Annotated in this window: 21 protein-coding genes; 10 read left to right on the top strand and 11 right to left on the bottom strand. The window is 67.8% G+C overall.

Going from position 1 to position 26,014, the window contains the following annotated elements:
• The first annotated feature begins 22 nt into the window (after positions 1 to 22).
• Together ACWGID_RS20380 and ACWGID_RS20375 are read left to right on the top strand one after the other, a co-directional pair.
• Positions 23 to 2,416: a WD40/YVTN/BNR-like repeat-containing protein gene (locus ACWGID_RS20380; protein ID WP_452198677.1), complete on the top strand. Its 2,394-nt coding sequence runs from the start codon at positions 23 to 25 to the stop codon at positions 2,414 to 2,416.
• A 60-nt stretch (positions 2,417 to 2,476) separates the two neighbouring features.
• Entirely contained in the window at positions 2,477 to 3,739 is a 1,263-nt protein-coding gene (locus tag ACWGID_RS20375; protein ID WP_452198675.1) for an aminotransferase class I/II-fold pyridoxal phosphate-dependent enzyme, read from the top strand.
• Here ACWGID_RS20375 and ACWGID_RS20370 read toward each other — a convergent pair.
• The gene (locus ACWGID_RS20370) at positions 3,730 to 4,254 is read right to left on the bottom strand and encodes a PaaI family thioesterase (protein WP_452198674.1); all 525 of its coding nucleotides are present in this window, start codon (positions 4,252 to 4,254) and stop codon (positions 3,730 to 3,732) included. The two genes, ACWGID_RS20375 and ACWGID_RS20370, sit on opposite strands and share 10 nt — an antisense overlap.
• A gap of 64 nt (positions 4,255 to 4,318) precedes the next feature.
• Between ACWGID_RS20370 and ACWGID_RS20365 the strand changes: the two genes are divergently transcribed.
• The 3 genes from ACWGID_RS20365 to ACWGID_RS20355 all read left to right on the top strand — a co-directional run bounded on the left by ACWGID_RS20365 (position 4,319) and on the right by ACWGID_RS20355 (position 5,572).
• Complete coding sequence (locus ACWGID_RS20365; protein WP_452198672.1) at positions 4,319 to 4,807, top strand: winged helix-turn-helix transcriptional regulator; 489 nt, start codon at positions 4,319 to 4,321, stop codon at positions 4,805 to 4,807.
• Positions 4,808 to 4,905: 98 nt separating this feature from the next.
• Positions 4,906 to 5,460: a hypothetical protein gene (locus ACWGID_RS20360; protein WP_452198918.1), complete on the top strand. Its 555-nt coding sequence runs from the start codon at positions 4,906 to 4,908 to the stop codon at positions 5,458 to 5,460.
• A complete protein-coding gene (locus ACWGID_RS20355; RefSeq protein WP_452198915.1) occupies positions 5,378 to 5,572 on the top strand; it encodes an excalibur calcium-binding domain-containing protein in 195 nt (64 codons plus the stop codon). The genes ACWGID_RS20360 and ACWGID_RS20355 overlap by 83 nt, the downstream gene beginning before the upstream one ends.
• Here ACWGID_RS20355 and ACWGID_RS20350 read toward each other — a convergent pair.
• A complete protein-coding gene (locus ACWGID_RS20350; RefSeq protein WP_452198670.1) occupies positions 5,527 to 6,408 on the bottom strand; it encodes a hypothetical protein in 882 nt (293 codons plus the stop codon). The two genes, ACWGID_RS20355 and ACWGID_RS20350, sit on opposite strands and share 46 nt — an antisense overlap.
• A gap of 81 nt (positions 6,409 to 6,489) precedes the next feature.
• Positions 6,490 to 7,851 carry an NAD-dependent succinate-semialdehyde dehydrogenase gene (locus ACWGID_RS20345; RefSeq protein ID WP_452198668.1) on the bottom strand — a complete coding sequence of 454 codons (1,362 nt, stop codon included), beginning with the start codon at positions 7,849 to 7,851 and terminating at the stop codon, positions 6,490 to 6,492.
• A gap of 163 nt (positions 7,852 to 8,014) precedes the next feature.
• On the opposite strand from ACWGID_RS20345, the gene ACWGID_RS20340 reads away from it, so the two are divergent.
• Positions 8,015 to 10,057: a M6 family metalloprotease domain-containing protein gene (locus tag ACWGID_RS20340; RefSeq protein WP_452198667.1), complete on the top strand. Its 2,043-nt coding sequence runs from the start codon at positions 8,015 to 8,017 to the stop codon at positions 10,055 to 10,057.
• On the opposite strand, the gene ACWGID_RS20335 is transcribed toward ACWGID_RS20340, so the two are convergent.
• Positions 10,022 to 10,663 (bottom strand): histone deacetylase, encoded by a 642-nt coding sequence (locus ACWGID_RS20335; RefSeq protein WP_452198665.1) that lies wholly within the window; start codon positions 10,661 to 10,663, stop codon positions 10,022 to 10,024. The genes ACWGID_RS20340 and ACWGID_RS20335 overlap by 36 nt on opposite strands.
• A gap of 202 nt (positions 10,664 to 10,865) precedes the next feature.
• Here ACWGID_RS20335 and ACWGID_RS20330 point away from each other — a divergent pair, with 202 nt between their 5' ends.
• The gene (locus ACWGID_RS20330) at positions 10,866 to 12,857 is read left to right on the top strand and encodes a DUF222 domain-containing protein (RefSeq protein WP_452198663.1); all 1,992 of its coding nucleotides are present in this window, start codon (positions 10,866 to 10,868) and stop codon (positions 12,855 to 12,857) included.
• Positions 12,858 to 13,123: 266 nt separating this feature from the next.
• Here the strand turns inward: ACWGID_RS20330 and ACWGID_RS20325 are convergent, their stop codons facing one another.
• A complete protein-coding gene (locus ACWGID_RS20325) occupies positions 13,124 to 13,765 on the bottom strand; it encodes an NAD(P)H-dependent oxidoreductase (protein WP_452198661.1) in 642 nt (213 codons plus the stop codon).
• A 200-nt stretch (positions 13,766 to 13,965) separates the two neighbouring features.
• Between ACWGID_RS20325 and ACWGID_RS20320 the strand changes: the two genes are divergently transcribed.
• Positions 13,966 to 15,999: a phosphocholine-specific phospholipase C gene (locus tag ACWGID_RS20320; protein WP_452198659.1), complete on the top strand. Its 2,034-nt coding sequence runs from the start codon at positions 13,966 to 13,968 to the stop codon at positions 15,997 to 15,999.
• On the opposite strand, the gene ACWGID_RS20315 is transcribed toward ACWGID_RS20320, so the two are convergent.
• The gene (locus ACWGID_RS20315; protein WP_452198657.1) at positions 15,996 to 16,574 is read right to left on the bottom strand and encodes a LysE family translocator; all 579 of its coding nucleotides are present in this window, start codon (positions 16,572 to 16,574) and stop codon (positions 15,996 to 15,998) included. The genes ACWGID_RS20320 and ACWGID_RS20315 overlap by 4 nt on opposite strands.
• 171 nt (positions 16,575 to 16,745) lie before the next feature.
• On the opposite strand from ACWGID_RS20315, the gene ACWGID_RS20310 reads away from it, so the two are divergent.
• Positions 16,746 to 19,565 (top strand): BTAD domain-containing putative transcriptional regulator, encoded by a 2,820-nt coding sequence (locus ACWGID_RS20310; protein ID WP_452198655.1) that lies wholly within the window; start codon positions 16,746 to 16,748, stop codon positions 19,563 to 19,565.
• Between the two features lie 42 nt (positions 19,566 to 19,607).
• The gene (locus tag ACWGID_RS20305) at positions 19,608 to 20,381 is read left to right on the top strand and encodes a methyltransferase domain-containing protein (protein ID WP_452198654.1); all 774 of its coding nucleotides are present in this window, start codon (positions 19,608 to 19,610) and stop codon (positions 20,379 to 20,381) included.
• Here the strand turns inward: ACWGID_RS20305 and ACWGID_RS20300 are convergent.
• From ACWGID_RS20300 to ACWGID_RS20280, 5 genes are read right to left on the bottom strand one after another with little or no spacing between them, the layout of a single operon-like run.
• A complete protein-coding gene (locus ACWGID_RS20300; protein ID WP_452198652.1) occupies positions 20,378 to 21,265 on the bottom strand; it encodes an ABC transporter ATP-binding protein in 888 nt (295 codons plus the stop codon). The genes ACWGID_RS20305 and ACWGID_RS20300 overlap by 4 nt on opposite strands.
• Positions 21,262 to 22,071: an ABC transporter ATP-binding protein gene (locus ACWGID_RS20295; RefSeq protein ID WP_452198650.1), complete on the bottom strand. Its 810-nt coding sequence runs from the start codon at positions 22,069 to 22,071 to the stop codon at positions 21,262 to 21,264. Before ACWGID_RS20295 ends, ACWGID_RS20300 begins: the two co-directional genes overlap by 4 nt.
• Positions 22,064 to 22,939 (bottom strand): ABC transporter permease, encoded by an 876-nt coding sequence (locus tag ACWGID_RS20290; RefSeq protein ID WP_452198649.1) that lies wholly within the window; start codon positions 22,937 to 22,939, stop codon positions 22,064 to 22,066. Before ACWGID_RS20290 ends, ACWGID_RS20295 begins: the two co-directional genes overlap by 8 nt.
• A 5-nt stretch (positions 22,940 to 22,944) precedes the next feature.
• Positions 22,945 to 24,039 carry an ABC transporter permease gene (locus ACWGID_RS20285; protein ID WP_452198648.1) on the bottom strand — a complete coding sequence of 365 codons (1,095 nt, stop codon included), beginning with the start codon at positions 24,037 to 24,039 and terminating at the stop codon, positions 22,945 to 22,947.
• Positions 24,036 to 25,877: an ABC transporter substrate-binding protein gene (locus tag ACWGID_RS20280; protein WP_452198646.1), complete on the bottom strand. Its 1,842-nt coding sequence runs from the start codon at positions 25,875 to 25,877 to the stop codon at positions 24,036 to 24,038. Before ACWGID_RS20280 ends, ACWGID_RS20285 begins: the two co-directional genes overlap by 4 nt.
• Between the last annotated feature and the right edge of the window lie 137 nt (positions 25,878 to 26,014).

The raw sequence follows: 26,014 nt of genomic DNA, 5'->3' as shown, positions 1-26,014 counted from the left end.
GACTCTCCGTAAACTCCCCACCATGAAGCGCCTGGGGCTCCGCATCATCACCACCTGCCTACTCATCAGCCTGGCAGCCTGCACGTCGTCGTCCACGTCCGGCCCGCCGGACCGCCCGGCGGCGAAGCCCGTGGACTTCAGCCAACCGACGGCGTCACAGGCTGCCGAGAAAGCCGCTCCTGCCGGCGATCGCACCGACCAGGTTCTGAAGGCGGTCGCCACGCACGGCGGACGGGTGGTCGCCGCTGGGTTCGAGCAGTCCGACAACCTCAGTCGTCCGTTGTTCCTCAGCAGCGACGATGCCGGTAAGACGTGGACCCGCCGCCAGCTCGACAACGAATCCGTCGGCCGATCGTCGACCTACGAAGGTGCGCTCGGTCTGGCCGCCGGCCCGGCGGGATTCGTTGCCATCGGCGACGCAAGCTCCGGCAGCGCGATCTGGCGCAGCACCGACGGGACGACCTGGCAACGACTGTCCATCGACCCCAAGGTGTTCCGCTCGACCGACGTCCTCAACGCGATCACCGCGACCCCGACCGGATTCGCGATGATCGGCGGCAGCACCCTTGCCGACGGCAAGCTCGTGTACTGGCAGTCCACCGATGGCAGCACCTGGCGCCGGACCGACGGGCCCGCGATCGGACTCGCCCCCTCGACTCCGGGAGATGCGACCGGCGACCAGATCGTTGCCTCCGGCAAGACCCTGGTGGTCTCCGGCAACCTGTCCACGCCGGACGACGCCGAACACAGCGACCGGCTGCAGTACTGGTACTCCACCGACGGCGGTCGGCACTTCCGGGCCGCGGCCGTCCAAGGCACCATCGCCACCGACTCGCGCGTCTACAACAATGCGCTCACGGTCAGCGACGGCAAGTTCGTCGCTCTCGTCCAGGGCAGCGGCTTCGACGAGGAGCACAACTCGTGGGACGCGGTGGTGGTCGAGGGCGGCTCCACGGGCGCTTCCTGGCGGGTCGCCGCCACGCCCTGGATGCTGGGCTCGGCCTACGAGGACGTCCCTGGCACGCTGGTCAAGGCCGGGAAGGACTGGGTCGCCACCACCCAGGTCTCGACGACCACCGAGAACACCACCGTCGCTGTCGGGCCGACCTGGGCTCAGCTCGCCGACGCCACCGACGTGCGGAGCCAACGCGCTCGCGGCACGCAGACCGTCGCCGCTTCGGTCGCAGTCGACGGTACCGCTGTGCTGGTCGGCTCCGACGACCGCACCGGATCGACGGAGGCTGCGATCTGGCGGTACGCCGACGCGCGCGTGACGCCGGTCGGATTGCCGGCCGGCGCGTCCGAGGGCCGCCCTTCCTCGCGAGTGAACAATCTGCTCCGCGCAGGCAAGGACCTCGTCGCGGTCGGCGACGTGGCGAACAGCCCAACCGGGTGGACTCGGTCCGGTTCGACCTGGCAGGCCACCACGCTGCCCGGGCGGAAGGTCGGCGTACCACAGGACTTGCAGAACGCAGCGGTGACCAGGGACGGTCGCGCGGTCGGGGTGGGAGTGAAGGCGCTCCCGATCGGTCAGCGAGCCGCGGTCTGGGTCAGGGGTGCGAACGGCCAATGGTCCGAGGCCGACTCACCGGTGTTCGGCGTCGGTGCGCGATCGCCGTACGGCGGGCCGGACGCACGCGCGATCGCCGTCGGGCCGTCGGGCTGGGTCGTGGTCGGCCAGCGGACCGATGGCGACGGGCACTCCGACGCGTGGTCGGCGTACTCGAAGGACGGAAAGTCCTGGGCCGAGGGTGTGGGCGGCAAGGTGCTGGCGGCGAAGTCAAGTCCCGACAGCACGACTCGGCGGACCACCGGGCAGAACCTGCGGTCCGTCGGCTCGGGTGAGGCCGAGATGCAGGCCGTGCTGGCGGTCGGGTCGCGATTCGTGGCCGCCGGTGATCGTGGCGACGGCACCCAGGCGGTCTGGTTGTCGCCGACCGGTGCCGACTGGAAGACCGTGGTCGACCTGCCGTTCGCGAAAGGCGTGACCGGGGCGGGCGTCCAGTCACTCGCACAGATCGGCAACACGTTGGTCGCCGCCGGCAGTTACGTCCGCAAGGACGGCGACGCAGAGGGCGGTTGGGTGACATGGACGTCGAAGGACGGCGGTCTGACCTGGACGAACCAGATCGGTGCCGCGAGCCGGGCGTTCATCGCGGGTCTGGTCCCGGTGCCTGGTGGGCTTGTGGCGGTCGGGAACACGGGCGTTGACGACGAGGTCGACGCGGCTGCCTGGTTCAGTCGGGATGGGCGGGTGTGGAAGGCGATCGCGGTTCCGGGTGGCCGGGCTAAGGGGGCTGGGCGGCAGGGGCTGGTGGCGGGGGTGGTCGATGGTGGGAAGTTGTTGGTGGCTGCGTTTGATGTGCCGCCGGCCGGGGGTGGGTATTACACGGTGGAGATGGACCTCCCGAAGTAGGGCGTGGTGGAGGTCACTAGGCTTGGGGCGAATCCCCCGGTACTTGTGAAAGGACTCCCCGTGAGTGTCGATGAGCTGACTGCCCAGGTCGAGCGTGCGCGCCAGGACTACGAGGCGCTGGTGGCCAAGGGTCTCAAGCTGGATCTGACGCGCGGGAAGCCGTCGCCCAAGCAGCTCGATGCGGCGAACGGCGTGCTCGAGCTGAGCGGTGAGCCGGTCAGCGCGGACGGGACCGACCTGCGGAACTACGGCGGCCTGCAGGGGCTGCCCGAGGTACGGGCGATCTTCGCCGAGGACCTCCAGGTGCCGGTCGAGCAGCTGCTCGCCGCCGGGAACTCGAGCCTCGAGCTGATGCACGACGCGGTCGTCTTCGCGCTGCTCGGGAAGGTGCCAGGCGCGGAGACCCGCTGGGCCGACGTGGAAGGGCTGTCGTTCCTCTGCCCGGTCCCGGGCTACGACCGGCACTTCGGCATCTGCGAGCGCTACGGGATCAAGATGATCCCGGTGCCGATGACGCCCGAGGGCCCGGACATGGATGTCGTCGAGCGGCTGGTCGCCGAGGACTCCGCGATCAAGGGCATCTGGTGCGTCCCGAAGTACAGCAACCCGGACGGCACGGTGTACTCCGACGAGACGGTCCGGCGGCTGGCCGCGATGGAGACCGCGGCGCCGGACTTCCGGATCTTCTGGGACAACGCGTACGCCGTGCACCACCTGACCGACTCCCCCGCACAGCTCGCCGACGTCCTCGCGCTGTGCGCCGAGAACGGGCACCCGGACCGCGCGTTCGTGTTCGGGTCGAGCTCGAAGATCACCTTCGCCGGCGCAGGCGTCGCGTTCTTCGGATCGTCGCCGGACAACATCAAGTGGTGGCTGAGCCACACGATCAAGCGGAGCATCGGCCCGGACAAGATCAACCAGCTGCGGCACGTGCAGTTCCTGCGGGACGCCGACGGGCTGCGCGATCACATGCGGACGCTGGCCGACCTGATCCGGCCGAAGTTCGACGTGGTCGACAAGATCCTCACGGCTGAGCTCGGTGGCACCGACTTCGCGTCCTGGACCGCCCCGGCCGGTGGCTACTTCATCAGCCTGGAGGTTCCGGAGGGCTGCGCCCGCGAGGTGGTCGCGAAGGCGAAGGCGGCCGGGATCGCGATCACGCCGGCCGGCGCCACCCACCCGTACGGCGACGACCCGACGGACCAGGTGATCCGGATCGCCCCGACGTACCCGGAGCTGCCGGAGGTCGAGGCCGCGATCACCGGTCTGGCCACCTGCGTGCGGCTGGTCGCGGGCGAGAAGCTGCTCGCCGATCAGGCCTGAGGCAGCTCGAAGATCAGGCAGGTCGACGTCGCGTGGGCGAGCAGCTTGCCGCGTTCGTCGTACAGGTGGGACTCCGCGACCGCCGTACGACGACCGCGGCTGATGATGGCTCCCACGCAACGCAGTACGCCTGAGTCGACCGTCACGGGCTTGATGAACCGCGTCATCAGGTCCAGCGAGGTGTAGCCGACGCCGGCCGGCAGCGTCGAGTGGACGGTGCAGCCGGCGGCGGTGTCGAGCAGGGTCGCGATCACACCGCCGTGCATCGAGCCGAGCGGGTTGTAGTGGAACTCGGCTGCCGGCATGGACACAGTCACCTTGCCCTCTTCGGCTTCGAACCCGGTCGCCCCGACCAGTTGCAGGATCGGCGGCGCCGGCAGTCGCCCGTCCTGCATCGCCCGCAGCGTCTCCAGCCCGGACGCGCGGCCGATCTGCGCCGCCGTCTCGGCCGGGTCCGTCCAGGTGAACGTCCGGCTCCGGGCCGTCTGCTGAGTCCCGGTCTGAGTCTCCGTCATGGACCGAGCCTCACATCACCAGCTGGGTCTGTCAACGAGACCTAGAGCGCATTACGCTGATCGGATGAGCCTGACCACCTACAACGCGCTCGACTGGTCGGTGGAGAACTGCCCGATCGGGCGAACCATGGAGATCCTCGGCGAACGCTGGACGGTCGTCGTACTGCGTGAGGTGTTCAACGGCATCCGCCGGTTCGACGATCTCCGGGTGCGCACCGACATTCCGCGTCAGGTGCTGTCCAACCGGCTCGCCACGCTCGTCGAGCACGGGATCCTGCGCCGGACGCCGTACCGCGAACCGGGCGCGCGGCAGCGGTACGAGTACCGCCTCACCGAGCAGGGCCTCGATCTCTACCCGATCCTGATCGCGATCCGGGACTGGGGCGACAAGTACCTCGCCGGCCCCGAGGGGTCGCCGCTCAGCATCGAGCACCGCGACTGCGGCGCGCCCGTGCACACCGAGCTGCGGTGCGAAGCAGGCCACTCGGTGACCTCGCCGAGGGACGCCGTACCGCGTCCTGGACCAGGAGCTCGACGACGCTCAAACGTATGAAATACAAGGGATTCGGCGGGTAGCTGCATCTTCCCGGCGAGTAGTCGCTAGGCTGCCTCGGGGAGGAATTCAGTGAGGCAGTTCAATGCACCACCGGAGTGGCCCGCACCGCCGCGACCGGACTGGCGACCACCGCGACGATGGCAACCGCCGGAAGCCTGGGGACCGCCACCGGCACGCTGGGCGTTCTGGGTGGACAAGCACGGCAAACCGGTCCGCGGACCGATCGGCAGGTACGGCGGACCGCGCCGGACGACCGCACTGGCGGTCATCGTGGTCCCGGTCGCGCTGATGACACTGGTACTCGCGTACCCGTTCAGCGGCGAGGAGTCCACGAGTTCGGCGCCAGTACTCGCACCGTCATCACGACCGACGCTGCCACGGGCGACACACACCACCCCGGCGCCGGTCAGCGAGACACCGACGACGGTGGCCGTGCAGACGCCGACTCCGACTCCGGTGCAGACCACTCCAAAACCTTCGCCGACATCGACCAGCACTTCGACGGCCCTCACGCCGACACCTACACCTACACCGACGCCGACTGCATCTCCGACGTCACCGAAGGCCGTGACCACGGCGTCGACCTCCGCAGCACCGCCGACTCCGACGACCACTCCCACCACGGCCACAGTGGTGTACCAGAACTGTGACCAGGTCCGGGCCGCCGGCAAGGCGCCGCTGCACCGTGGCGATCCCGGATACTCCCCGGAGCTCGATCACAACGGTGACGGCGTGGCCTGCGGCGACCGCGGTAACTCCTGACGGATCCCGGCGGTCCACAGCTCCTGCGTCTGGCTGATCCAGAAGGCCGCGAACAGCACGATCAGCGTGCCCTCGATCCACAGCACGGCGTGGTCCCAGCCGAACGCCTTCTTCCAGACAAACATGAACAGCGGTACCGCGACCATCGCCACCGCGATCACGGAGTACCGGTTGGCCGGTGAGTGCGGGACCGCGTGCTTGCGTTGCTTGCGCCGGTACTGCTCCGCGTTCAGCAGCACGACCGCGACGATGCAGACGAACATCACGATCGCGGACGCGTAGTGCGCGTTGCCGATGAACCCGGACCGGTCGGCGAGGAACCACACCAGCCCGCCGACGAAGATCAGTACCGCGATCCCGAGCCCCAGCACGTACATCGGGGTCCACCCGGCCGGCTGCCGCATCCGGTCCCGGGCGACGAAGAACGCGGTCAGCAGCAAGCAGGGTACGCCGACCACGAACACCGCCAGCATGTTGTTCGAGACGTTCGGCGCCGCGTCGCCGAGTGCGACAGGCACCGAGCGACAGGCGCCTTGGCCGGGCGTCGGAACCAGCGCGACCACCAGCGCGAGGATTCCGGCGACGTTGAGCAGGATGTCCTCGGTCTCGGTGTTGCCCTTCAGCACCACCATGCAGACGCCGATGGTGATCAGTCCGCCGACGAAGATCGCGCGGACCGGCGTGTAGTAGTACGCGCTGATCGAGGTCTGCAGGCAATGCGGATCGGTCTTCGACCACTCGATCACCAGGGCGGCGCCGAGGAGGACGATCATCGCCACCATCGCCATCCGCAGGTAGCGGTAGGTCTTGATGGAGTACTCACCGGGCACGGTCATCGTCGGCCCCCTCGGCACGAGCTCGGAGTGTGCCGTCAGTATGCGCTGTTCACGAGCGGACGACGAGATGACCGGTTCCTGTCAGCGGATCCGGATGGATTTCTTGTTCATGAACTCCTCGATGCCGGCCGGGCCGAGTTCGCGGCCGAGGCCGGAGCGTTTGATGCCGCCGAACGGCAGGTCGGCCTGCGAGCCGCCGGCGCGGTTCAGGTAGACCATGCCGGCGTCGATCCGGTCGGCGACGCGGCGGTTGCGATCGGGGTCGGTACCCCACACCGAGGCGCCCAGTCCGAACGGCGTGTCGTTCGCCAGCCGTACGGCGTCGTCCTCGTCGGCCGCCTTGAAGACAATCACGACGGGGCCGAAGATCTCTTCGTAGTACGCGTCCATCGCGGGAGTCACGTCGGTGAGGACGGTGGCCTCGAGGTACGCGCCGGGGCCGATGCGACGGCCGCCGGTGCGGAGCGTCGCTCCTTGCTCGACCGCCTTCTCGACCTGCGCGGCGACCTCGTCGGCGGCCGCGATCGAGGCGAGCGGCGGGAGCTTCGTCGCTGGATCGGAGGGGTCGCCGGGGACGTAGTACTCCGCGACGCGTTTCGTCAGGCGGTCGACGTACTCGTCGTAGAGGTCGGCGAGCACGATCATGCGTTTCGGTGCGTTGCAGGACTGGCCGCAGTTGCGCATCCGTGCGGTCGCGGTGGCGTTGACCGTTTCGTCCAGGTCGTCGGTGTCGAGGATGACCAGTGGGTCCGATCCCCCGAGCTCGAGCACGGTCTTCTTGAGGTTCTTCCCGGCTTCGGCGGCGACCGCGATACCGGCCTGTTCGCTCCCGGTCAGCGAGACGCCGGCGATCCGCGGGTCCTCGAGGATCGCGGGGATCTGGCGGCTCGACGCGAACGTGTTCACGTACACGTCGTCCGGTACGCCGGCCGCGTGCAGGATCTCCTCGATGGCGCGCGCGGACCGCGGGCAGATCGAGGCGTGCTTCAGCAGGATCGTGTTCCCGAGCACGAGATTCGGCGCGACGAACCGGGCCACCTGGTAGCACGGGAAGTTCCACGGCATGATCCCGAGCAGCGCGCCGATCGGGCCCTTGGTGATGACGGCCTGACCACCTTTGATGTCGATCGGCTCGTCCGCGAGCAACGCCGGCCCGCGCTCCGCGTAGTACCGGAAGATGTCGACCACGATGCCGACCTCACCCAGCCCTTCGCTGACCCGCTTGCCCATCTCCAGCGTCATGATCCCCGCGAGCTCGTCCGCCCGCTCCGCAAACAGCTCCGCCGCCCGCGCCACGACCGCCGCCCGCTCCCCCACACCCCGCCCCCGCCACCCCGGGTACGCCGCATGCACCCGCGCAACCGCCGCCCGAACCTCCTCCCCCGTCGAGTTCCCCACTTCCTCCACCAACACCCCCGTCACCGGATCCGTCACCGAGTACATAAACCCTCCATCCATCGCGGTCGCCAATTCACCATACTGTATACAGTGAGCCGATCTGTTGTGGTACCGCCGTCTCACCAGGCATGCTCGAGGAGCCCGTTGTACCGCCCCGCTGAGGATCGGATGCCCGCCCGTGTCTGAGCAACGGAAGTTTCGTCGTGTTGTGCGGCTGGTTGCTGTGCTGGCCGCTGTGTCGGTGCCTTCGGTGGCGCTTGCTTCGCCGAGTGCTACTGCTCCCCCGGATCCCGTGAACGCCTGGCAGTTCCCGCATTGGCCGCAGAAGCAGCCGTGGCAGGAGTCTGGACAGGACAAGCGGGTCGCGACCACTGTCTCCCAGGGACTGCCGGGGCCGATCGACCCGCAGAACTGGGAGAACCCGGATCACATGACGTGGAGCGACTACGTCAAACCACCGGGAACTAACTGGGCCGACCCGGCTGTCAAGGGATCGGAGCGGACCTTCAAGGGTGCGCTCGTGCTGCTCGACTACCCGAACCAGGACTTCGTCATCACCAAGCCCAAGGGGTCGACCGCCTTCGGCAATCCGAGTGCCGCGGCGAACGGCGTACCGCGGGATCAGGTCGCGCAGTTCTACCGGAACTTCCTCAACACCCCCGAGCCGCTGAACCACGGCCACACCCTGCACGAGTACTGGATGGAGGACTCCGCCGGCCGGTACGGCGTCGACCTGACCGCCTTCGGCCCGTACCGGATGCCGGGCAAGTCGCACGAGTACGGCATGGAGTTCCAGGGCGGTGCGAGCTGCCCGGCCGGCGACACCTGCACCAAGGACATCCGCACCGACGGTCGCGCCGCGTGGGTCGCCGACCAAGGGACCGAGGTACCGGCCGGCTATGACTTCGTGTTCTTCCTGAGCGCCGGCCAGGACGAGTCGTCGACCTGGCAGGAGTTCGGGATGATGAAGTTCCCGACCAAGGAGGACGTCAGCGACGCCTTCGGTCCGCCGGATCCGGCGCTGCCCAACTGGTCGCAGACCCGGTACGTCGACTGGACGTCGTGGGCGGCCGGCGCGTCGATCTGGCCGAACGCCGGCGGCGGATCGTCCACGCAGGCGGAGAGTTCCGGGATGGCCGTGTTCGCGCACGAGTTCAGCCATATCCTCGGCATCGGCGACAACTACAACAACCCGTACGGCGTCCCGCCGAGGCGCGCGTACACGGGGATCTGGGAGATGCTCAGCCGCGGCAGCTTCAACGGCCCGGGCGGTCCACACAGCCGGTGGATGATCCCCGCGACCGGTGGCGCGTCGATGGGCGCGCAACACATGCTCCGCAACAAACTCAAGCTGAAGATGGTCGACGAGCAGAACGTACTCCGGCTCTCCCGCGAGGCCCTCGCGACCTCCGGCGTCGTGATCGCAAACGTGAAGGCCCGCAGCGTCGAGCCCGGCGCGAAGGAGCTGTCCGGGATCAACATCGAACTCGGTGGCACCGGTGATCTCGACGCGCCCTGTGACGCGACCAAGGATCCGCTCTGCGACGGCCGTGGGTACCAGAACTACACGGTCGAGGTGGTGGACCGGATGGGCACCGACTCGTTCACGCCCGATTCCGGCGTACTGCTGGCGAAGACGAAGAACGAGGACCGGGCGCCGTTCGAGTGGGTCATCGACGCGAACCCGCAGGACATCAACCTGACGGACTACGTCCTGCCCGACGGGACGAAGGTTCCGATCACGATCGGCGACTTCCGTCAGTTGTCCGACGCACTGTTCCACGCGGGGACGAACTCGGGCAGCGAGTACGAGTACACCGACACCGCAAACCGGCTGCACTTCTACATCACCAACGTGCACCGCGACGCCAAGGGCCAGCTGTCCTACACCGTCGCGGTCCGATCCCTCGACGGCTCGGGTCCGCAGAAGCGCGGCGTACGCCTCCTGCCGACGGCCGCGAAACCGGACCGCAGCGGCGTCCAGACCTGTAACTTCCGCCTGACCAACACCGGCAAGGCCGGTACTGGGCCGTACCTGAAGGGCGATGTCTACCGCTTGTCCGCGAAGTCCAACGGCTGGCCCATCGCCCTCCCCAATGCACTCGCCACCGCGAACGCCGGCCAGCAAACCACCGTCCCCGTCTACACCAAGGCAGGCACCGGCCCCCTCGCCAAAATCACTCTCACCGCCACCTCCGAAAGCGACCCCACCAAGTCATCCACCGCCACCTGCATCGCCATCAAGCACTGACCGCAACGCGCCGGGCGTCCAGGCTTTCTGGACTCCCGGCGCCGCATACAGGTACTCCACGATCTGGTCGATCCCCCAGCCGTGGGACTCGGCTAGGCCGGTGGCTATCCAGTGGAGGTACGGCGCGGTTGGGGCTACCGGGGTGAGGTCGGCGACTGTTCCGTGGGTGACTGTGAACATCGGGAGGCCGTCGAGTTCGCCTAGTCGGATCAGGGTCTCGTAGCGGCCCGGGCCGATCGCGTGGAGGCGGTCCACGTTCGGGAGGAGGGCGGTGACCTCGAGGGCGAAGGGGCCGCCGGGGTCGCGCCACATCTCTTGGGCTGCGACGTCGCCCAACTGGTCCGGGGTGAGGAGGTACGCGCGGCCGGCCAACTGCGTGGGTGCGGACGGGTTGTAGAAGGCTGAGCCGCCGCCCCAGACCTTGGAGGCGCCGGCGAACACCAGGCCGCCGGGAACCGTGACGGCGGTGGTCTTCTGCGGTGGGTCCTGGTTGCGGCACCCCGGGTACACCCGCGCGCCACCGCGTGGACGGCCTCCGGAGATGTAGCACGTGAAGCGTTCGAGAGCGAGGTTCGATCCATAGGCGGCGTACCAAATGCTTTCCACAGATCTCCCCGCTCCTCCGTCGAGCCGGCGTACTGGTTGCTGGTAGCAACGATTGTCGCGCCGGGCCTACCACGTTCACGAGTCATCCTCGCACCTTATGCACAGAATTGCGGCGCTGTGGATAAATTCGATTGCCGAAGTCCCTTGAAAATAAGGGCTTTCGGGTTTGAAAAGTGTCGGAGGGGGTGTCTACGGTGTGGGTATGGAGATTCTCGGGGAGCGACCGGTGTGGTCGATGAGTGGCGGCGAGATGGTGTCGACTCTCGACGCCACGTACGCCGAGATCGCCCGCCTCGAGACCCTCGCTCTGCACCTGACCGCGGGCCTGGAGACCATCGGCTACGCCAAGGACGTCGGTGCCGGCACCACGGCCCGGTTCCTGACCTTCCGCTACCGCATCGACGCCACCAAGGCACGCCGCGATGTCCACCTGGCCAACGCGCTGTCGAAGTACCCCGCGGTCGCGGACGCACTCCCCGATCCCAATCCCGACCACGATCCCGAGACCACCCACAGCGACACCGGTGAGGGCGATGTGGGTGAGGGCGATGTGGGTGGTGGGGTGCTGTTGCATCCGGCGCAGGCTGAGGCGATCGTGTCCGCGCTGGATAAGTTGCCGACCACGGTGCCGGTCGAGGACCTGGCGGTCGCCGAGCGGGAAATGGTCGAGCTCGGCCGCACGCACGGCCCGCTCGACCTCCGCAAAGCCGCCACCCAGATCCGCGATCGTCTCGACACCGACGGCCCCGAGCCCGCCGAGCAGAAGGCCTACGACCGCGAGACACTACGGCTGAAAACGGCCGACAACGGCGTCACCTTCAGCGGGTTCCTGGCGAACGAGAACGCCGAACTGTTCCGCACCCTGATCCACACTCACGCGAAACCCCACAAAACCATCGACGGCGCCCTGGACCCCCGCAGCCGCGACAAACGCCAGGCCGACGCCCTCACCACGATCCTCGGCGGCACCAACGCCCACAACACCTACAACACCGGCACCAGCACCAGCAACCTTGCAGGTGACCGCACCGCCGGCGCGGGAACGCCCGAGAACGCGACGGGTTCGGCCGACGACAGCGCGACGAGTGCTCGCAGCGCGACTCGGACCGGCGGTGCAACTCGTGCCGGCGCGAACCCGGCTGCCGCCGGCGGCGCGACTCGTGCCGGCGGCGCGGCTGGTTCCGGCGGCGCGGCTGGTGCCGGCGGCGCGAGCCCGGCTCGTGCCGGGCACGGCGTGAAGCCGCACATCACCGTCACCATCGACTTCAACGACCTCAAGGCGGCTGCGGCGACCGCGACAGGTCAGCTGATCTACGGCGGCAACCTGTCCGCGGCCACCATCCGCCGACTCGCCTGCGACGCCCACATCCTGCCGATCGTCCTCGGCTCGGACTCCCAGCCCCTGGACGTCGGCACCACCGTACGGCTCGCCACCGGCCCCATACGCAAAGCTCTCATCACCCGCGACAAAGGCTGCGTCTGCTGCGGAGCCCCACCCATCTACTGCGACGCCCACCACGTCACCAGCTGGATCGACGGCGGCGAAACCAAAATCAACAACCTCGTCCTCCTCTGTAAACGCTGCCACCGCGACCTGCACGCCGGCAGCTGGGACATCCACATCACCAACGGCATCGTCCACGTCACCCGCCCCACCTGGGCCACGCCCGATCGCGTCCCGCGCGGCAAATACCGCCCACCAACCGCCGCAACCACGTCTACCGCAACCACACCCAGCTCAGCCACCCCCGCTGCAGACACACCCGGCGCAGCCACCCCCGGCGCAGGCACGCCCCGCGCAGACATGCCCGGCGCAGGCACCCCCGGCGCAGGCCTGCCCGGCCTTCCCGCACGGGTCTGGCCGCGTGACACCGATCCACCCTGGATCAGCGCAGAGGACGCCGCCCGCCTCAACCCCTGGGGCGACGCGCCTGACGAACGGCCTGCCCGCACTCGAACGCACCCACCCGCCGCTGACTTCGATCCTTGGGGCGACGGCGGCAGCTCGATCGCACAGGTCGATCCTCACAGCGACCTCAGCCCGAGCACCACCGTCGCGTTCGACCCGTGGGGTGACCTTGCCGCGGTCTCTGGCGACAACGAGTGCAGCCCTGCCGACGGTTCCAAACTCGACCCCTGTACTGCCGACGGTTGGCATGACTCCGCGGAGGCTCGCACAACTACCGCTGCCTAAACGCGGCCAGCTTGCAGCAACCTCGTCCTCCTCTGTGAACGCTGCCACCGCGACCTGCACGCCTGCACGCCGGCACGCCGGCACGCCGGACCATCCACCTCAGCAACGGTGTCGTCCACGGCGCCCGCCCCGGCTGGGCCGACCCGATGCCCCACGGCAGATACCGCCCACCTGCCCATCAGACCCCACCCCAACCCCAAACGCATCAGGAACAATCACGTCCGGCGCGACCATGTCCGAGGAGGACCACCTCCAGCTGCAGAGGTTCAGATCGAGCGCGCGAGCTTGTCGGCCTGCGCCAGGTGCTCCGCGCTCAGAGCCGACCAGCGCTCGAGATCGTCATCGCGCAGCACCGAACCGCCGAACACAACGAACTCACTCGACCGTGCTCGCTCTCCGATCCGGTCGGTGAGCATCGTGGTCTTCATCGCCTGGTAACAGCCCGACGACTCAAGCTCGGCGATTGTGTACCCCGCCGTACACAGCACCAACGCCTGCTCAGCAACCTGCACGACCGCCGGCTTACGCGCGAACCCCACCGTCCACACGCGATCGAACCAGCCCTTGAGCCGCGCAGGGCAATCGGCCCACCACACCGGATAGACGAACACCCACACGTCCGCGGCAACAAGCTTAGCCTGCTCACCGGCGACATCGTCGGGAACAGACGCATCGGGCCGCTGGCCGGACTCGCGCTCGTACTCCTCAAGACTCAGTTCCGACCGGAACTCCATCGCGTAGAGATCCGAGACCGTGTGCGTGTGGCCGGCGGCGTCCAGCCCGCCCACGAACGCGTCAAGAACCTCACGCGTGAAGCCCCGGTCACTGGGATGCGCATAGATGATGTGGACGTGGGTCACACAACCATTCTCGCGGGCCTGCTGGGTCAGCGTAGCCGTGCTGACCACGAGCGCACCGTTGGGCGCCGGGGTGAACTCACTTCACCTCGGCAGTCAGCCACCAAGTGGTTGCTCGGAATGGTTTGAAAGTCACCTGGGGTGGACAGCAGAGTTCATCTTCCGTCAGTTAATCGTTCAGATTAGGGTGCCTGCGATGCATTCCTGGTGTTTCAGACTCCATCCGCCCCACCGCCCGACAGGAGACTCGCATGCCAGACATTAATCGCCGAAGGTTCCTGCAGCTTGCCGGAGCGTCGGCCGCGCTTGCCGCGATGACAAACAGTATCGAGCAGGCCGCCGCGATCCCGGCCCATCGCCGCTTCGGGGACATCCAGGACGTCGAGCACATCGTCGTACTCATGCAGGAGAACCGGTCGTTCGACCACTACTTCGGCACCCTCAAGGGCGTCCGCGGGTTCGGTGATCCGCGGCCGGTGACGCTGCCCAGCGGTCAGCCGGTGTGGCACCAGAAGAATGCCCTCGGCAAGGAGATCCTGCCGTTCCGGCCGGAGGCGGACAACCTCGGTCTGCAGTTCATCCAGGACCTCGCGCACAGCTGGGGCGACGCGCACCAGGCGGTGAACAACGGCAAGTACGACCAGTGGATCCCGGCGAAGACGTCGACCACGATGGCGTACCTGACCCGCGAGGACATCCCGTTCCACTACGCGCTCGCCGACAAATTCACGGTGTGCGACGCGTACCACTGCTCGTTCATGGGCTCCACCGACCCGAACCGGTACTACATGTGGACCGGCTATACGGGCAACGACGGCACCGGCGGTGGCCCGGTGCTCGGCAACGACGAGGCCGGGTACGGCTGGACGACGTACCCCGAGCGGCTCGAGCAGGCCGGGGTGTCGTGGAAGATCTACCAGGACATCGGCGACGGCCTCGACGGCGACCACGGCTGGGGCTGGATCGACGACGCGTACCGCGGCAACTACGGCGACAACTCGCTGCTCTACTTCAACACCTACCGGAACGCGCAGCCCGGGAATCCCTTGTACGACAAGGCGCGCACCGGCACGAACGCGAAGGCCGGCGAGAGCCTGTTCGCGCGACTCGCCGCGGACGTGAAGAACAACCAGCTTCCGAAGATCTCCTGGATCGCCGCGCCGGAGGCGTTCACCGAGCACCCGAACTGGCCGGCGAACTACGGCGCCTGGTACATCTCCCAGGTCCTCGACGCACTCACCGCGAACCCCGAGGTATGGAGCAAGACCGCACTGTTCATCACGTACGACGAGAACGACGGCTTCTTCGACCACGTCGTCCCGCCGTACCCGCCGATGGACGCGAACCAGGGCCTGTCGACCGTCGACGCCGGCCCTGATCTCTACACGGGCAACAAGGCGGCGCACGGCGCCTACGGTCTGGGGCAGCGCGTTCCGATGCTCGTGGTCTCGCCGTGGAGCACCGGCGGCTACACGTGCTCCGAGGTCTTCGACCACACGTCGATCATCCGCTTCATGGAGAGCCGGTTCGGCGTGCACGAGCCGAACATCTCGCCGTGGCGCCGGGCGATCTGCGGCGACCTCTCCTCCGCGTTCGACTTCGGTACGTCGGCCACGCAGCCCGCGAAGCTCCCGGACACCAGCGCCTACCAGCCGCCGGACAACAAGCGGCACCCGGACTACGTGCCGACGCCGCCCGCGGTCGGCAAGCTCCCGGCGCAGGAGCCCGGCCGCCGCCGTACCCGGCCGTTGCCCTACGCGCCGGTCGTCGACGGCATCGTTGCCGACAGCAAGTACAAGCTGACGTTCAGCTCCGGGGCACACGCCGGCGCGCAGTTCCTGATCACGTCCGCGAACCGCACCGACGGCCCGTGGACCTACACCACCGAAGCCGGTAAGACCGTCGCCGACAGCTGGAACCCGGTCTACTCCGCCGGCGTCACCGACCTCACCGTGCACGGCCCGAACGGCTTCCTCCGCACCTTCAAGGGCAAGCCCGCCACCGGCCTGGAGATCACCGCCCGCGAGAACGCGACCACCGGCAACGTCGACCTCACCTTCACCTCCAACGCCGCCCGCCAGGTCACGATCACCAACGCGTACGGCGGTACGCCCAAGACCCTCGACGTCCGCAAGGGCACCACGACGTCGACCGTCACCACCACGAACCGCTGGTACGACGTCTCGATCACCACCGCCGCCGACTCGACGTACCTGCGCCGCTTCGCCGGCCACATCGAGAACGGCACCTCCGGGCTCAGCGACCCGGCGATCAAGACCGTCTAGGTCAAAACGGCCAACCCGGCCAGGCTCAGGTAGACGCCGCCCGTCGTCTGCCTGAGCCTGCGCCGGGCCCCTGGCGAGCGGTGGATGCGGTGCGCCAGGAACCCGGCGACCACGGCGTACGTCGCGTCGCACGCCGCCGCCAGCAGCACGAAGCAGCTGCCGAGGACGAGGATCTGTGTCGGTCCGGACCCCTCCGCCGGACGGACGAACTGCGGCAGGAACGCGAGGAAGAACAGCACGGTCTTCGGGTTCAGCAGGTCGACCAGGATGCCGTCGCGGACCATCCGCAGCGGGCTTCTCGGCACCGCTCGGTGCTTGGCACCGGCCTCCTTCGCGGGACGGAGTTCGCGCAGACCCATCACGAGCAGGTAGGCGGCCCCGGCGTACCTGATCACGCGGAACATGCCGGGTGCGGAGGCGAGGACCGCGCCGAGTCCAGCGGCGGCCGCGACGACGTGCAGCAGCGCTCCGAGCTCGAGGCCGACGACAGACGCCAGGCCCGCTGTTCGGCCGTGGCGCAGGCTGCACGCGACGACGTACGCGACCGACGGCCCGGGTACGACAAGCACCACCATGGCCGCCAGGCAAAAGGACAGGACTGTTGTCCCGCTCGGCATGATCCCCCCGATCATGGGCGTGCGTCGCCCGTTGCCAGTGACGGTACGAGGCGGCGCTGCCAGTTCGCTGTCAGTCCGGACGACCCGATCACTCGGTAAAGTGGGAAGTTCACATTTCTCGGGGGTGAGATGGGACATCTCGACATTCGGCTGCTCGGCCCGTTCGAGATCCGCCGCGACGGCCGGGCGATTCCGGTTCCGGGCCGTAAGGTGCGGGCCTTGCTGGCGATGCTTGCGGTGCACTGTGGGCGGACGGTGTCGTTCGACGGTCTGGGGCATGCGCTCTGGGCCGAGGACCCGCCGCAACGGCTGCGCGGGAGTCTGCAGACGTACGTCGGCCGGCTGCGACGCGTGGTCGGTGAGGAGGCGGTCGTCACCGAGCCGTCGGGGTACCGGCTCGCGCTGCCGGTCGAGTCGATCGACGTACTGCGCTTTCGGCGTTTCCTCGACGAGGGGTGTGTCGAGGAGGCGTTGGGGTTGTGGCGCGGTGACCCGTTCGGTGGGTTGTCGCCGTGGTTCGAGGAGCACGAGGTACCGGCCCTCGTCGAGCGTTTCCTCGGCGCCTGGGAGCAGCGGGTCGACGAGTCCACCGCCGATCACATCCCCGAACTGCAGGAGCTGATCGCCCGCTATCCGCTGCGCGAGTCGCTGTGGCTCCGGCTGCTCACGGCTCTCCGGGACGCGGGCCGGCGGGCCGAGGCGCTCGAACGCTACGAGAGCCTGCGCCGACGCCTGGCCGAAGACCTCGGCACGGATCCAGCCCCCGAACTACAGGCACTCCACCGCGACCTCCTCGCCACGCCGATGCCGTCCACTAACCGGCGGCCCGCGCCGGAGCTCACGCGGTTCTTCGGGCGGGCGGGCGAGCTGGACAGGGTCGGACAGATGCTGGCGGGCTCGCGGCTGGTGACTGTCGCAGGCCCGCCCGGGGCCGGGAAGACCCGGATCAGCAGGGAGTTCGCCGGACGCCAGACCTTGCCTGTCGTGGTGGCCGAGCTCGCGGCGGACGAGTCGGTCGACTGCGCTGTGGAAGGTGCGATGGCCGACGCCCTGGAGCTGGCGCCCGGGGTCGGGATCGACGCGGTCGGCGAGCTGCTGCTGGTGCTCGACAACTGCGAGCACATCGCGAGCGACGTCGCGCAGTACGTGGGTGAGGTTCTCCAGACCTGCCCCCAGGTACGGATCCTGGCGACCAGCCGGGTCCCGCTGGGTGCGTCCGGCGAGCACGTGTATCGGCTCCCGCCGCTCAAACAGCAGACCTCCGTGGAACTGTTCTCCGATCGCGCCCGACTCGTCACCGCAGACTTCGCGGCGGACGACGTCGTTCACAAGATCTGCCGACGGCTCGACGGGCTGCCGCTGGCCATCGAGCTGGCCGCGGCCTGGGTTCGCGTGCTGTCCACGCAGCAGGTGCTGGAACGGCTGACCCAGCTCCTGCACGAGAAGCACGGCCGGCCCGCGACCATGCGCGCCGCGATCGACTCCAGTTATTGCCTCCTGCAATCAACGCAACAACGCCTGTTCGGGCATCTCGCGGTCTTCACCGGCGGCTTCGACCTCGATGCCCTGGAGGCGATCACCGATCTCGGCGACGACCTGCTGACCGCTTTGACGGCTCTCGTCGACCACTCCCTCGTCCTGACCGAATCGCTGCCCGACGGCCGCGTCCGGTTCCGCCTCCTCGAACCGGTCCGCCAGTACGCCGTCATTGTCTTCGCCGACGACGCGGACAGCGAGGCGGTCCGCCGGCGCCACGCCCAGCACTACCTCGCCGTCGCCCGCCGCAACGACGCCCGTCTCCGCGGCCTCGAACGTGCCGCTGCACTCGTCGACCTGCAACGCGAGGAGGCCAACCTGCTCGCGGCGCTGGCCTGGGCTCGTCGTCAACCGACCGACCTAGCGCTGCGCCTGGCCACGACACTCGGCTACTACTCCGAGCACCGTGGCCAGGTGAACGAGGCCCGCGCGCGCATCGAGCAGTACCTCGACCACGCCCCGGCCGAACCCAAGATCCGCGCGGCCGCCCTCGCCAGAGTCGGACGCCTCGCCTGGCGCCAGCGCGACTACCCGGCCGCGCGCACCGCCTACCAGCAGAGCCTCGACCTGCGCCGCGCCTTCGGCGACCAGCACGGTACGGCGCGCAGCCTGCGCGACCTCGCCCTCGCAACGGCCTCCGGCGGCGACACGTCGCTCGCGGCCGAACTGTGCGAACAGAGCCTCGCGATGTTCATCCGGTCCGGCAACGAACGTGGTCGCGGCTGGGCGCTGACGGTTCTCGGCCTGATCCTGTTCGAGGACGGCCGCTGGGCGGAGGGCGAGGAGCACTACCGCGAAGCGCTCGAGATCAGCCTTGCCGGTGGCGGTGCCGCGATGACCGTGACCGCACGCCTCGGCATCGCGTTCTCCGCGGCGGTCGCCGGCGACGTGACGGCGCACCGGCACGAACTCGTCGCCGTCGCCGAGCAGATCCGCGCCGCCTCCGGTCTGATCGAGGATCCGGAGTGGTTGTGGGCCGGGATGAGCCTGGCCGCCAACGAGGGCCGCCCGCGTGCCGCGCTCCGGCTCGCCGGCGCGGCCACCGCCTTGAGCCGCGGGGGCGGCGGGATGTCGGGCACGATGACCACCTTCTGCGACGCGGCCGTGGAACGGATCCGCCGGAACATCGGCGTACGCCGGGCCGCGCGCCTGATGGCCGCGGGCCGGGAGCTCTCGCAGGACGAACTGCTCTTCGACGCGCTCGCCACGCCGACCGTCGACGACCGGCCGCTGAGCCGCCGCGAGCTCGAGGTCGCCGACCTGGCCGGTCAGGGCCTCAGCAACGACGACATCGCGAGATCCCTGACCATCTCTCGCCGTACCGTCGAAACGCATCTCGACCACGTCCGGCGGAAGCTCGACCTGACCAGCCGCTACGAGGTTGTCGCCTGGGCCTTGACCCGATCCGGATGATTCCGGATGCGCCTGGTCGCGGGATCACGCGACGCTGCTGGGATGAACTACCTCTTCGACACCGGCAGTGAACTCGGCCAGGACCATCTCGATCACCTCGGTGCGATCCTCGACGCCCCGACCCGCTGGGCCCTCGAACGGCGCCCCCTCTCCCCCACGGCCCGCTGCCTGGAGATCGGCGCCGGTTCCGGCGCGATCGCCAACTGGCTGGCCGCCCGCACCGCCGAGGTCGTTGCCGTCGACATCGACACCAGCCAGCTCACGGACATGGCACCGAACGTCGTCGTACGGCAGCACGACCTCCGCAACGGCCTCGGTGTGGACGGGACCTTCGACCTGATCCACGCGCGCCTGGTTCTCGTGCACCTCCCGGAACGCGAGCAGGTCTTCGCCGACCTCGTGAACGCGCTCGCGCCCGGGGGGCGAATCGTGATCGGTGACTTCACCGGCCGTCGGCTGCATCCGATCACCACGCCGAGCGCCGAGGACGAGGCACTCTGGGCGCGCATCCAGTACCTGTCGCACGAGGTCGTCAGCCCGGCCGGCGGCATCAGCTTCAGCTGGGCCGGCGGTACCGGGTCCCGCATGACCGCCGCCGGCCTGGTCGACGTGCACACCTTGGAGTACTCCGAGACGACGACGGGTGGCACCCACGGTTGCCTGCTGCATCGCAACCTCAACCAGCAGGTCGAACCGCAGCTGCTGGCCGTCGGTGCCACCCCGGAGGAACTCGTCCGCTACCGCGAGCTGATGACCGACCCGGCCTTCGGCGCGTGGTTCTACCAGTTCCTGTGTACGTCGGGACAGCGCCCCTAGATGATCGGGACCTCCGGCTGCGTCGTGTCCGCGGGCGTGTTGTCGTCGACCTGGTCGAGTTCGTCGACCGCGATCCGGCTGGTCCAGCGCTGGTCCGGGTCGGGTTGCGGGATCGAGTCGAGCAGCAGCTTCGTGTAGGCGTGCGACGGTTCGTGCATCACCGACGAGACCGGGCCGCGTTCGACGATCTGGCCCTTCGTGATCACCATGACCTCGCCGCCGAGGTAGTACACCGTCGACAGATCGTGGGTGATGAACAGCGTCGTCATCCCGTGCTCACGCTGGAAGTCCAGCAGGATGTCCAGGAAGTGCTTGCGCACCTGGGCGTCCAGCATCGACACCGGCTCGTCGGCGATGATGAACGACGGCTTCAGCATGTGCACCCGAGCGAGCATGATGCGCTGCCGCTGACCGCCGGACAACTGGTGCGGGTACCGTCCGAGGACGTTCTCGGGCTCCAGCCGGACCGCGCGCAACGACTCCTCGATCAGCGCCAGCCCCTTCTCCCTTGTGTCGGCCAGGTTGAACTTCTTCACCGCCTTCCAGAGCGCGCGATCCACCCGGTAGAACGGGTTGAAGATCGCGTACGGGTCCTGGAACACCGGTTGTACGTCGCGCCGGTACGCGTCGTACTCGGCCCGGCTCAGTTTGAAGATGTCCTTGCCGCCGTACAGCACCGTCCCGGCCGTGGGCTTCTGCAGGCCGAGCACGTTGCGGGCGATCGTGCTCTTCCCGCTGCCGCTCTGGCCGACCAGGCTGACGATCTGCGGCGGCGACGCGGCCAGGCTGAAGCTCACGTCGTCCACCGCCGTCACGTACCCGTCGGCCACCCCGCGGGCATGGAATCGTTGCTGTACGCCCCTGAGTTCGAGCTCCGACTTCATGACGCCCTCCGTCCGACCTGCGGGATCGAGTCGATCAGCTGGCGGGTGTACGGATCCTGCGGGTCCTTGAAGACCTGCCGTACGTCGCCCACCTCGACGAGCCGTCCCTCGTACATCACGGCGACCCGGTCAACGAGCTGCGCGTGCACACCCATGTCGTGCGAGATCACCATCAGCGTCACGCCGAAATCGGTCCGCAGGTCCGCCAGCGACTGCAGGATCACCCGCTGGATCGTCACGTCCAGCGCGGTGGTCGGCTCGTCCGCGATCACCAGGTCCGGTTCGAGCGCGACCGCGATCGCCATCAGCACGCGCTGCTTCATCCCACCGGACAGCTCGTGCGGGTACATCCGCGCGACCCGCGGCTCGAGCCCGACCTGCCCGAGCAGCCGCGGGATCATCTCACCGACGGACTCCTTGCGCTCCGGCGCGTGCTCGAGGATCACGTCCTTGAACTGGTCCTCGACGCGCATCACCGGGTTCAGCGAACTCATCGAGCCCTGCGGGAGGTACGAGAGCGCGCTCCAGCGCAGTACCCGCAGCTCCTCGCCGTTCACCTTGAGCAGGTCGACCGGCGAGCGGCCGGCCGGGTGGAACATCACCGAGCCACCGGTCACCTTGCCCGGCGGCTTCAGCAGCCGGAGCAGCGCGACCGCGAGGGTGCTCTTACCGCTGCCGGACTCGCCCGCGATCCCGAGGATCTCGCCGCGGTGCACGTCGAGGTCGATCCCGCGGACCGCCTTCACGTCACCACGGTTCGTCGAGTACGCGACCTCGAGCCCTTTGACCTCGAGAACGTTATTCACCGGCCACTCCCCTCAGCCGCGGGTTGTAGACCTCTTCCAACCCGATGTTCACCATGTTCAGCGCCGCGAACAGCAACGTCAGCAGGGCGATCGGTACGACGAACATCGGCCAGGCGCCGAGTGTCAGCGCACCGGTCCCGATCGCGTTGAAGATGATCTGCCCGAGGTCGATCACGCCACCCGGCCCGAGACCGATGATCTCCAGGCCGACCAGGCCGAAGATCGCGCCGAGTGCCGACGACGCGAACCCGACGCCGATGAACGGCAGCAGGTTCGGCAGCAGCTCGGTGACGATGATCTCCAGGTCACGGGCCTTGCTGACCCGCGCCAGATCGACGTACGGCCGGGTGCGCAGGCTCAGCACCTGGGACCGGATCGTCTTCGCGGCGAACGGCCAGGAGAAGATCGAGATCATCAGGCCGACCTGGAACAGGCTGACGTTCTTCGCGTACGCCGACAGCGCGATCAGCAACGGGAACGTCGGGATCACCAGCAGGATGCCGGTGAACGTGGAGAGGATGTTGTCGATCCACCCGCCCTTGTACCCGGCGACGAACGCGACGATCACACCGGCGACCGTCGAGATCACGCCGGCGATCGCACCGATCTGCAGCGAGACCGACAGCGCCTTCACCACCATCGCGAACACGTCCCGGCCGAACTGGTCGGTGCCGAGCAGATGTTTCGGTCCCGGCACCAGCCACTTGTCGTACGCCGCCAGCTCGATCGGGTCCTGGCCACCACCGATGGCCTTGGCGATCAGCGGACTGAGCAGCGCGAGCAGCACCAGCAGCCCGAGAATGGTCAGCCCGGTCGCGAGTCGCCGGCTGTTCCGGATCGTCCGCAGTACCGCGGTCATGAGTCTCATCGTCATCACTTCCAGTACTTGACCCGCGGGTCAAGCAGCGGGAGCAGGAGGTCGAGGAGCAGGACGGCGGTCAGCACCGAGAAGATCGCGATGTCGGTGACACCGAGGATCGTGTTGAAGTCGAGCTGCTGGATCGCCGTGACCAGCGTGGTGCCGAGTCCGGGGTAGTTGAACAGCTGCTCGACCAGCACGTTGCCGTTGAAGATGAAGCCCAGCGAGATGCCGAACGCTGTGATCTGCGGGAGGTAGCAGTTCCGCAGCGCGTACCGGGTCAGGATCCGCCAGCTCTTCAGGCCCTTCGCCTCGGCGTACACCAGGTAGTCCTCGCCGAGAATCGGGACCATCAGCATCCGGGTCGACAGGATCCAGCTGAACGTCCCGATGATCACGATCGACAACCCCGGCAGCAACCCGTACTTCAGGACGCTGCCGATGAACGCCAGACTGATGCCGGGATTGATGTTGGAGTCGTACGCCGATCTCGCAGGCAACAGTCCCATCGTGTACGCGAAGACGTACACCAGGATCAGCGCGACGAAGAAGTACGGCACGTGCGACAGCGCGATCGACAGGTTGGTGGCGATCGCGGAACCCAGCTTGCCGCGCCGCCAGCCGGCGATCGCGCCGATCACCACACCGAGGATCCAGGCCATGACGGCGGAGATGCCGAGCAGACCGATTGTCCACGGCAACGACCGCAGGATCACTGTCTGCGCCGGGGTCGGGTAGTTGATCAGGCTCGGCCCGAGATCGCCGTGCAGGACCAGCTTCTCCATGTACTTGAAGTACTGGGTCAGCAGGTTCCCGTCGAGCCCGAACTCGTGCCGGTACCGGGCGATCAGCTCGGCACTGGCCTGCGCGTTGTAGACATAGTTCTGCTGCAGCGTCTGGATCAGCGTCTGGACCGGATCGCCGGGCATCATCCGGAAGAAGAAGAACGCGATCGTCAGTGCGCCCCACAGCTCCACCAGGTAGAGCCCGAATCTCCGGATGGCGTACGCCGCCAGCGGATGCCGCGACAGCCAGGCCCGCACCCCCGAAGCGGGTGCGGAGTCCTGGCTCTTGTCGGTGACTACCGCAGGCGGGGCTTCCGCCGTCACGCCGGTCCCTTCTGCCCGGTGGCACTGATCTTGCCGAGCACGAAGATGAAGTGCGGCCACCAGTTCAGCGGCACCTCGTACAGGTCGTCGTCGGTCGGCCAGTCCTTCCAGAACGCCGTGTTGAAGTACGACGGGTAGCCGGTCTGGATCGACGCGAGCAAGGGGATCTGCTGGAAGTAGATCTCCAGCGCCTTGTCGAGCAGCGGCTTGGCGTCCGGCGAATCCGGGTTGAGCACACCCAGCTGCTCGACGATCTTGTCGAACTCGGGGTTGCGGAACCGCATCTTGTTCTTACCGGCCGAGTTCTTGCCGACCGGCTGGTACTTGTCGCTGGTCCAGTCGGTGTACAGCTGCACCGGGTCGATCGCGAAGCCGGCCCAGTTGGAGTCGATGTCGTACTGGCCGCGCTGGAACTTGTCGTCGTGGACGCTGCCGGCGAGGCTGCGCACGGTGGACGGTACGCCGACCTTCGCGAGCTGGGTCTTCAGCAGGTTGGCGATCGCGTACTCCGGGCCGTCGACCGGCGAGACCGTGATGATCTCGAGGTTGATCTCCTTGCCCTTGTACGTCCGCTTGCCGGCCGCGTTCTTCGGCGCGATCTCGTCCAGCATCTGCGTCGCCTTGTCGGGGCTGAACTCGAACTTGTACTTGTTCGCGAGGTCGTCGTTCTTCCACTTGTCGTTGGTCGGGTAGTCCGCCCACGGGTACTGCGCGGGCGGCACCTTCACCGGCCAGATCGAGTTGCCGATCTTCTCCCGGTCGATGCAGTAGTTGATCGCCCAGCGCATCTTCGGTTCGGCCATCACACCGCGGCTCGGGTCGCAGTTCAGCCAGAACACGCGCGGGTTCGGGTCGTGGAACTGCGTGGTCACGAGGTTGGGGTAGCCGGTGTTCCGCAGCTGCTTGGCGTGCTGCTCGTCGACCGAGCCGACGTCGAACTCGGCCCGCTCGAAGGCCAGCGATGCCTGGTCGAGCTGCTTCGACGTGCTCTGGAAGACGACGTACTGCGGCTTGACGTCGAGCTTGTCCTTGTTCCAGTAGTTCGGGTCCTTCTCCCAGATGAACATCTTCTGGTTCCGGATCGCCTGCTTCAGCTTGTACGGACCGCTGCGGACCGGCGGGTTGTCCTTGTACTTCGTCGGGTCCTGCGACTTCCAGATGTGCTCCGGCATGATGTTGTTCGGAGCACCGGAGATCGCGGCGATGAAGTTGTAGTGGAAACGCGGCGCCGGCTTCAGGAACGTGACCACCGCGGTCTGCGGGTCCGGAACGGCGACGGACTTGACGAACTCCTTCAGGTCACCGCCACCCCCGAAGAGGTCCGGGCGGTCCTTCAGCAGCATCACCGTGAACTTGAAGTCGTTCGCGCCCAGCGGCTGGCCGTCGTTCCAGTGCGCCTTCGGGTCGAACTTGAGGGTCAGCTCGGTGAAGGCGTCGTTGTACTTGTACTCCGTCGCCAGCCACGGCGTGAGCTTGCCGGTGGCGAAGCTGAGGAAGAACAGCGGTTCGGTGCTCAGCTCCACGCCGGCGCCGGACGGCGACCCGTTCGGGATCATCCCGTTGAAGCTGTCGAAGACCGTGTACTCGACCTGGCCGACGATCACCGTCTGGTCCCGGGGCACCGGGATGTTGGCCTTGCCGATCTGGATCGACTTGGTCGCGACCGGCTTGTTGTTGCCCGCCGGCTTGTCGGAGTACGACGAGCCGCCACCGGAGCAGGCCGACAGGAACGCCGTGGCCGCGACGGCCGCGCCTCCTCCGAGCATGTTTCGTCGACTCAACTGGTACCGAATGACATCCTCGACGTCTTCGAATTGTGGGCGCGGTGCTTCGTTCATGACGAATGTCACCTCCGTTTCCGTTGCGCGGGCGGGCTGATCACCGACCGAGAGGTGCCACGGACTATAAGTAGGCCTGACAACGTTGGCAAGAGTTCATTGCCACGTTGAAACTTCGAGGTCATATCCGCAGATCA

This window comes from Kribbella sp. NPDC054772 (assembly GCF_053611945.1).
This window is presented reverse-complemented; position numbering and strand designations above follow the sequence as displayed.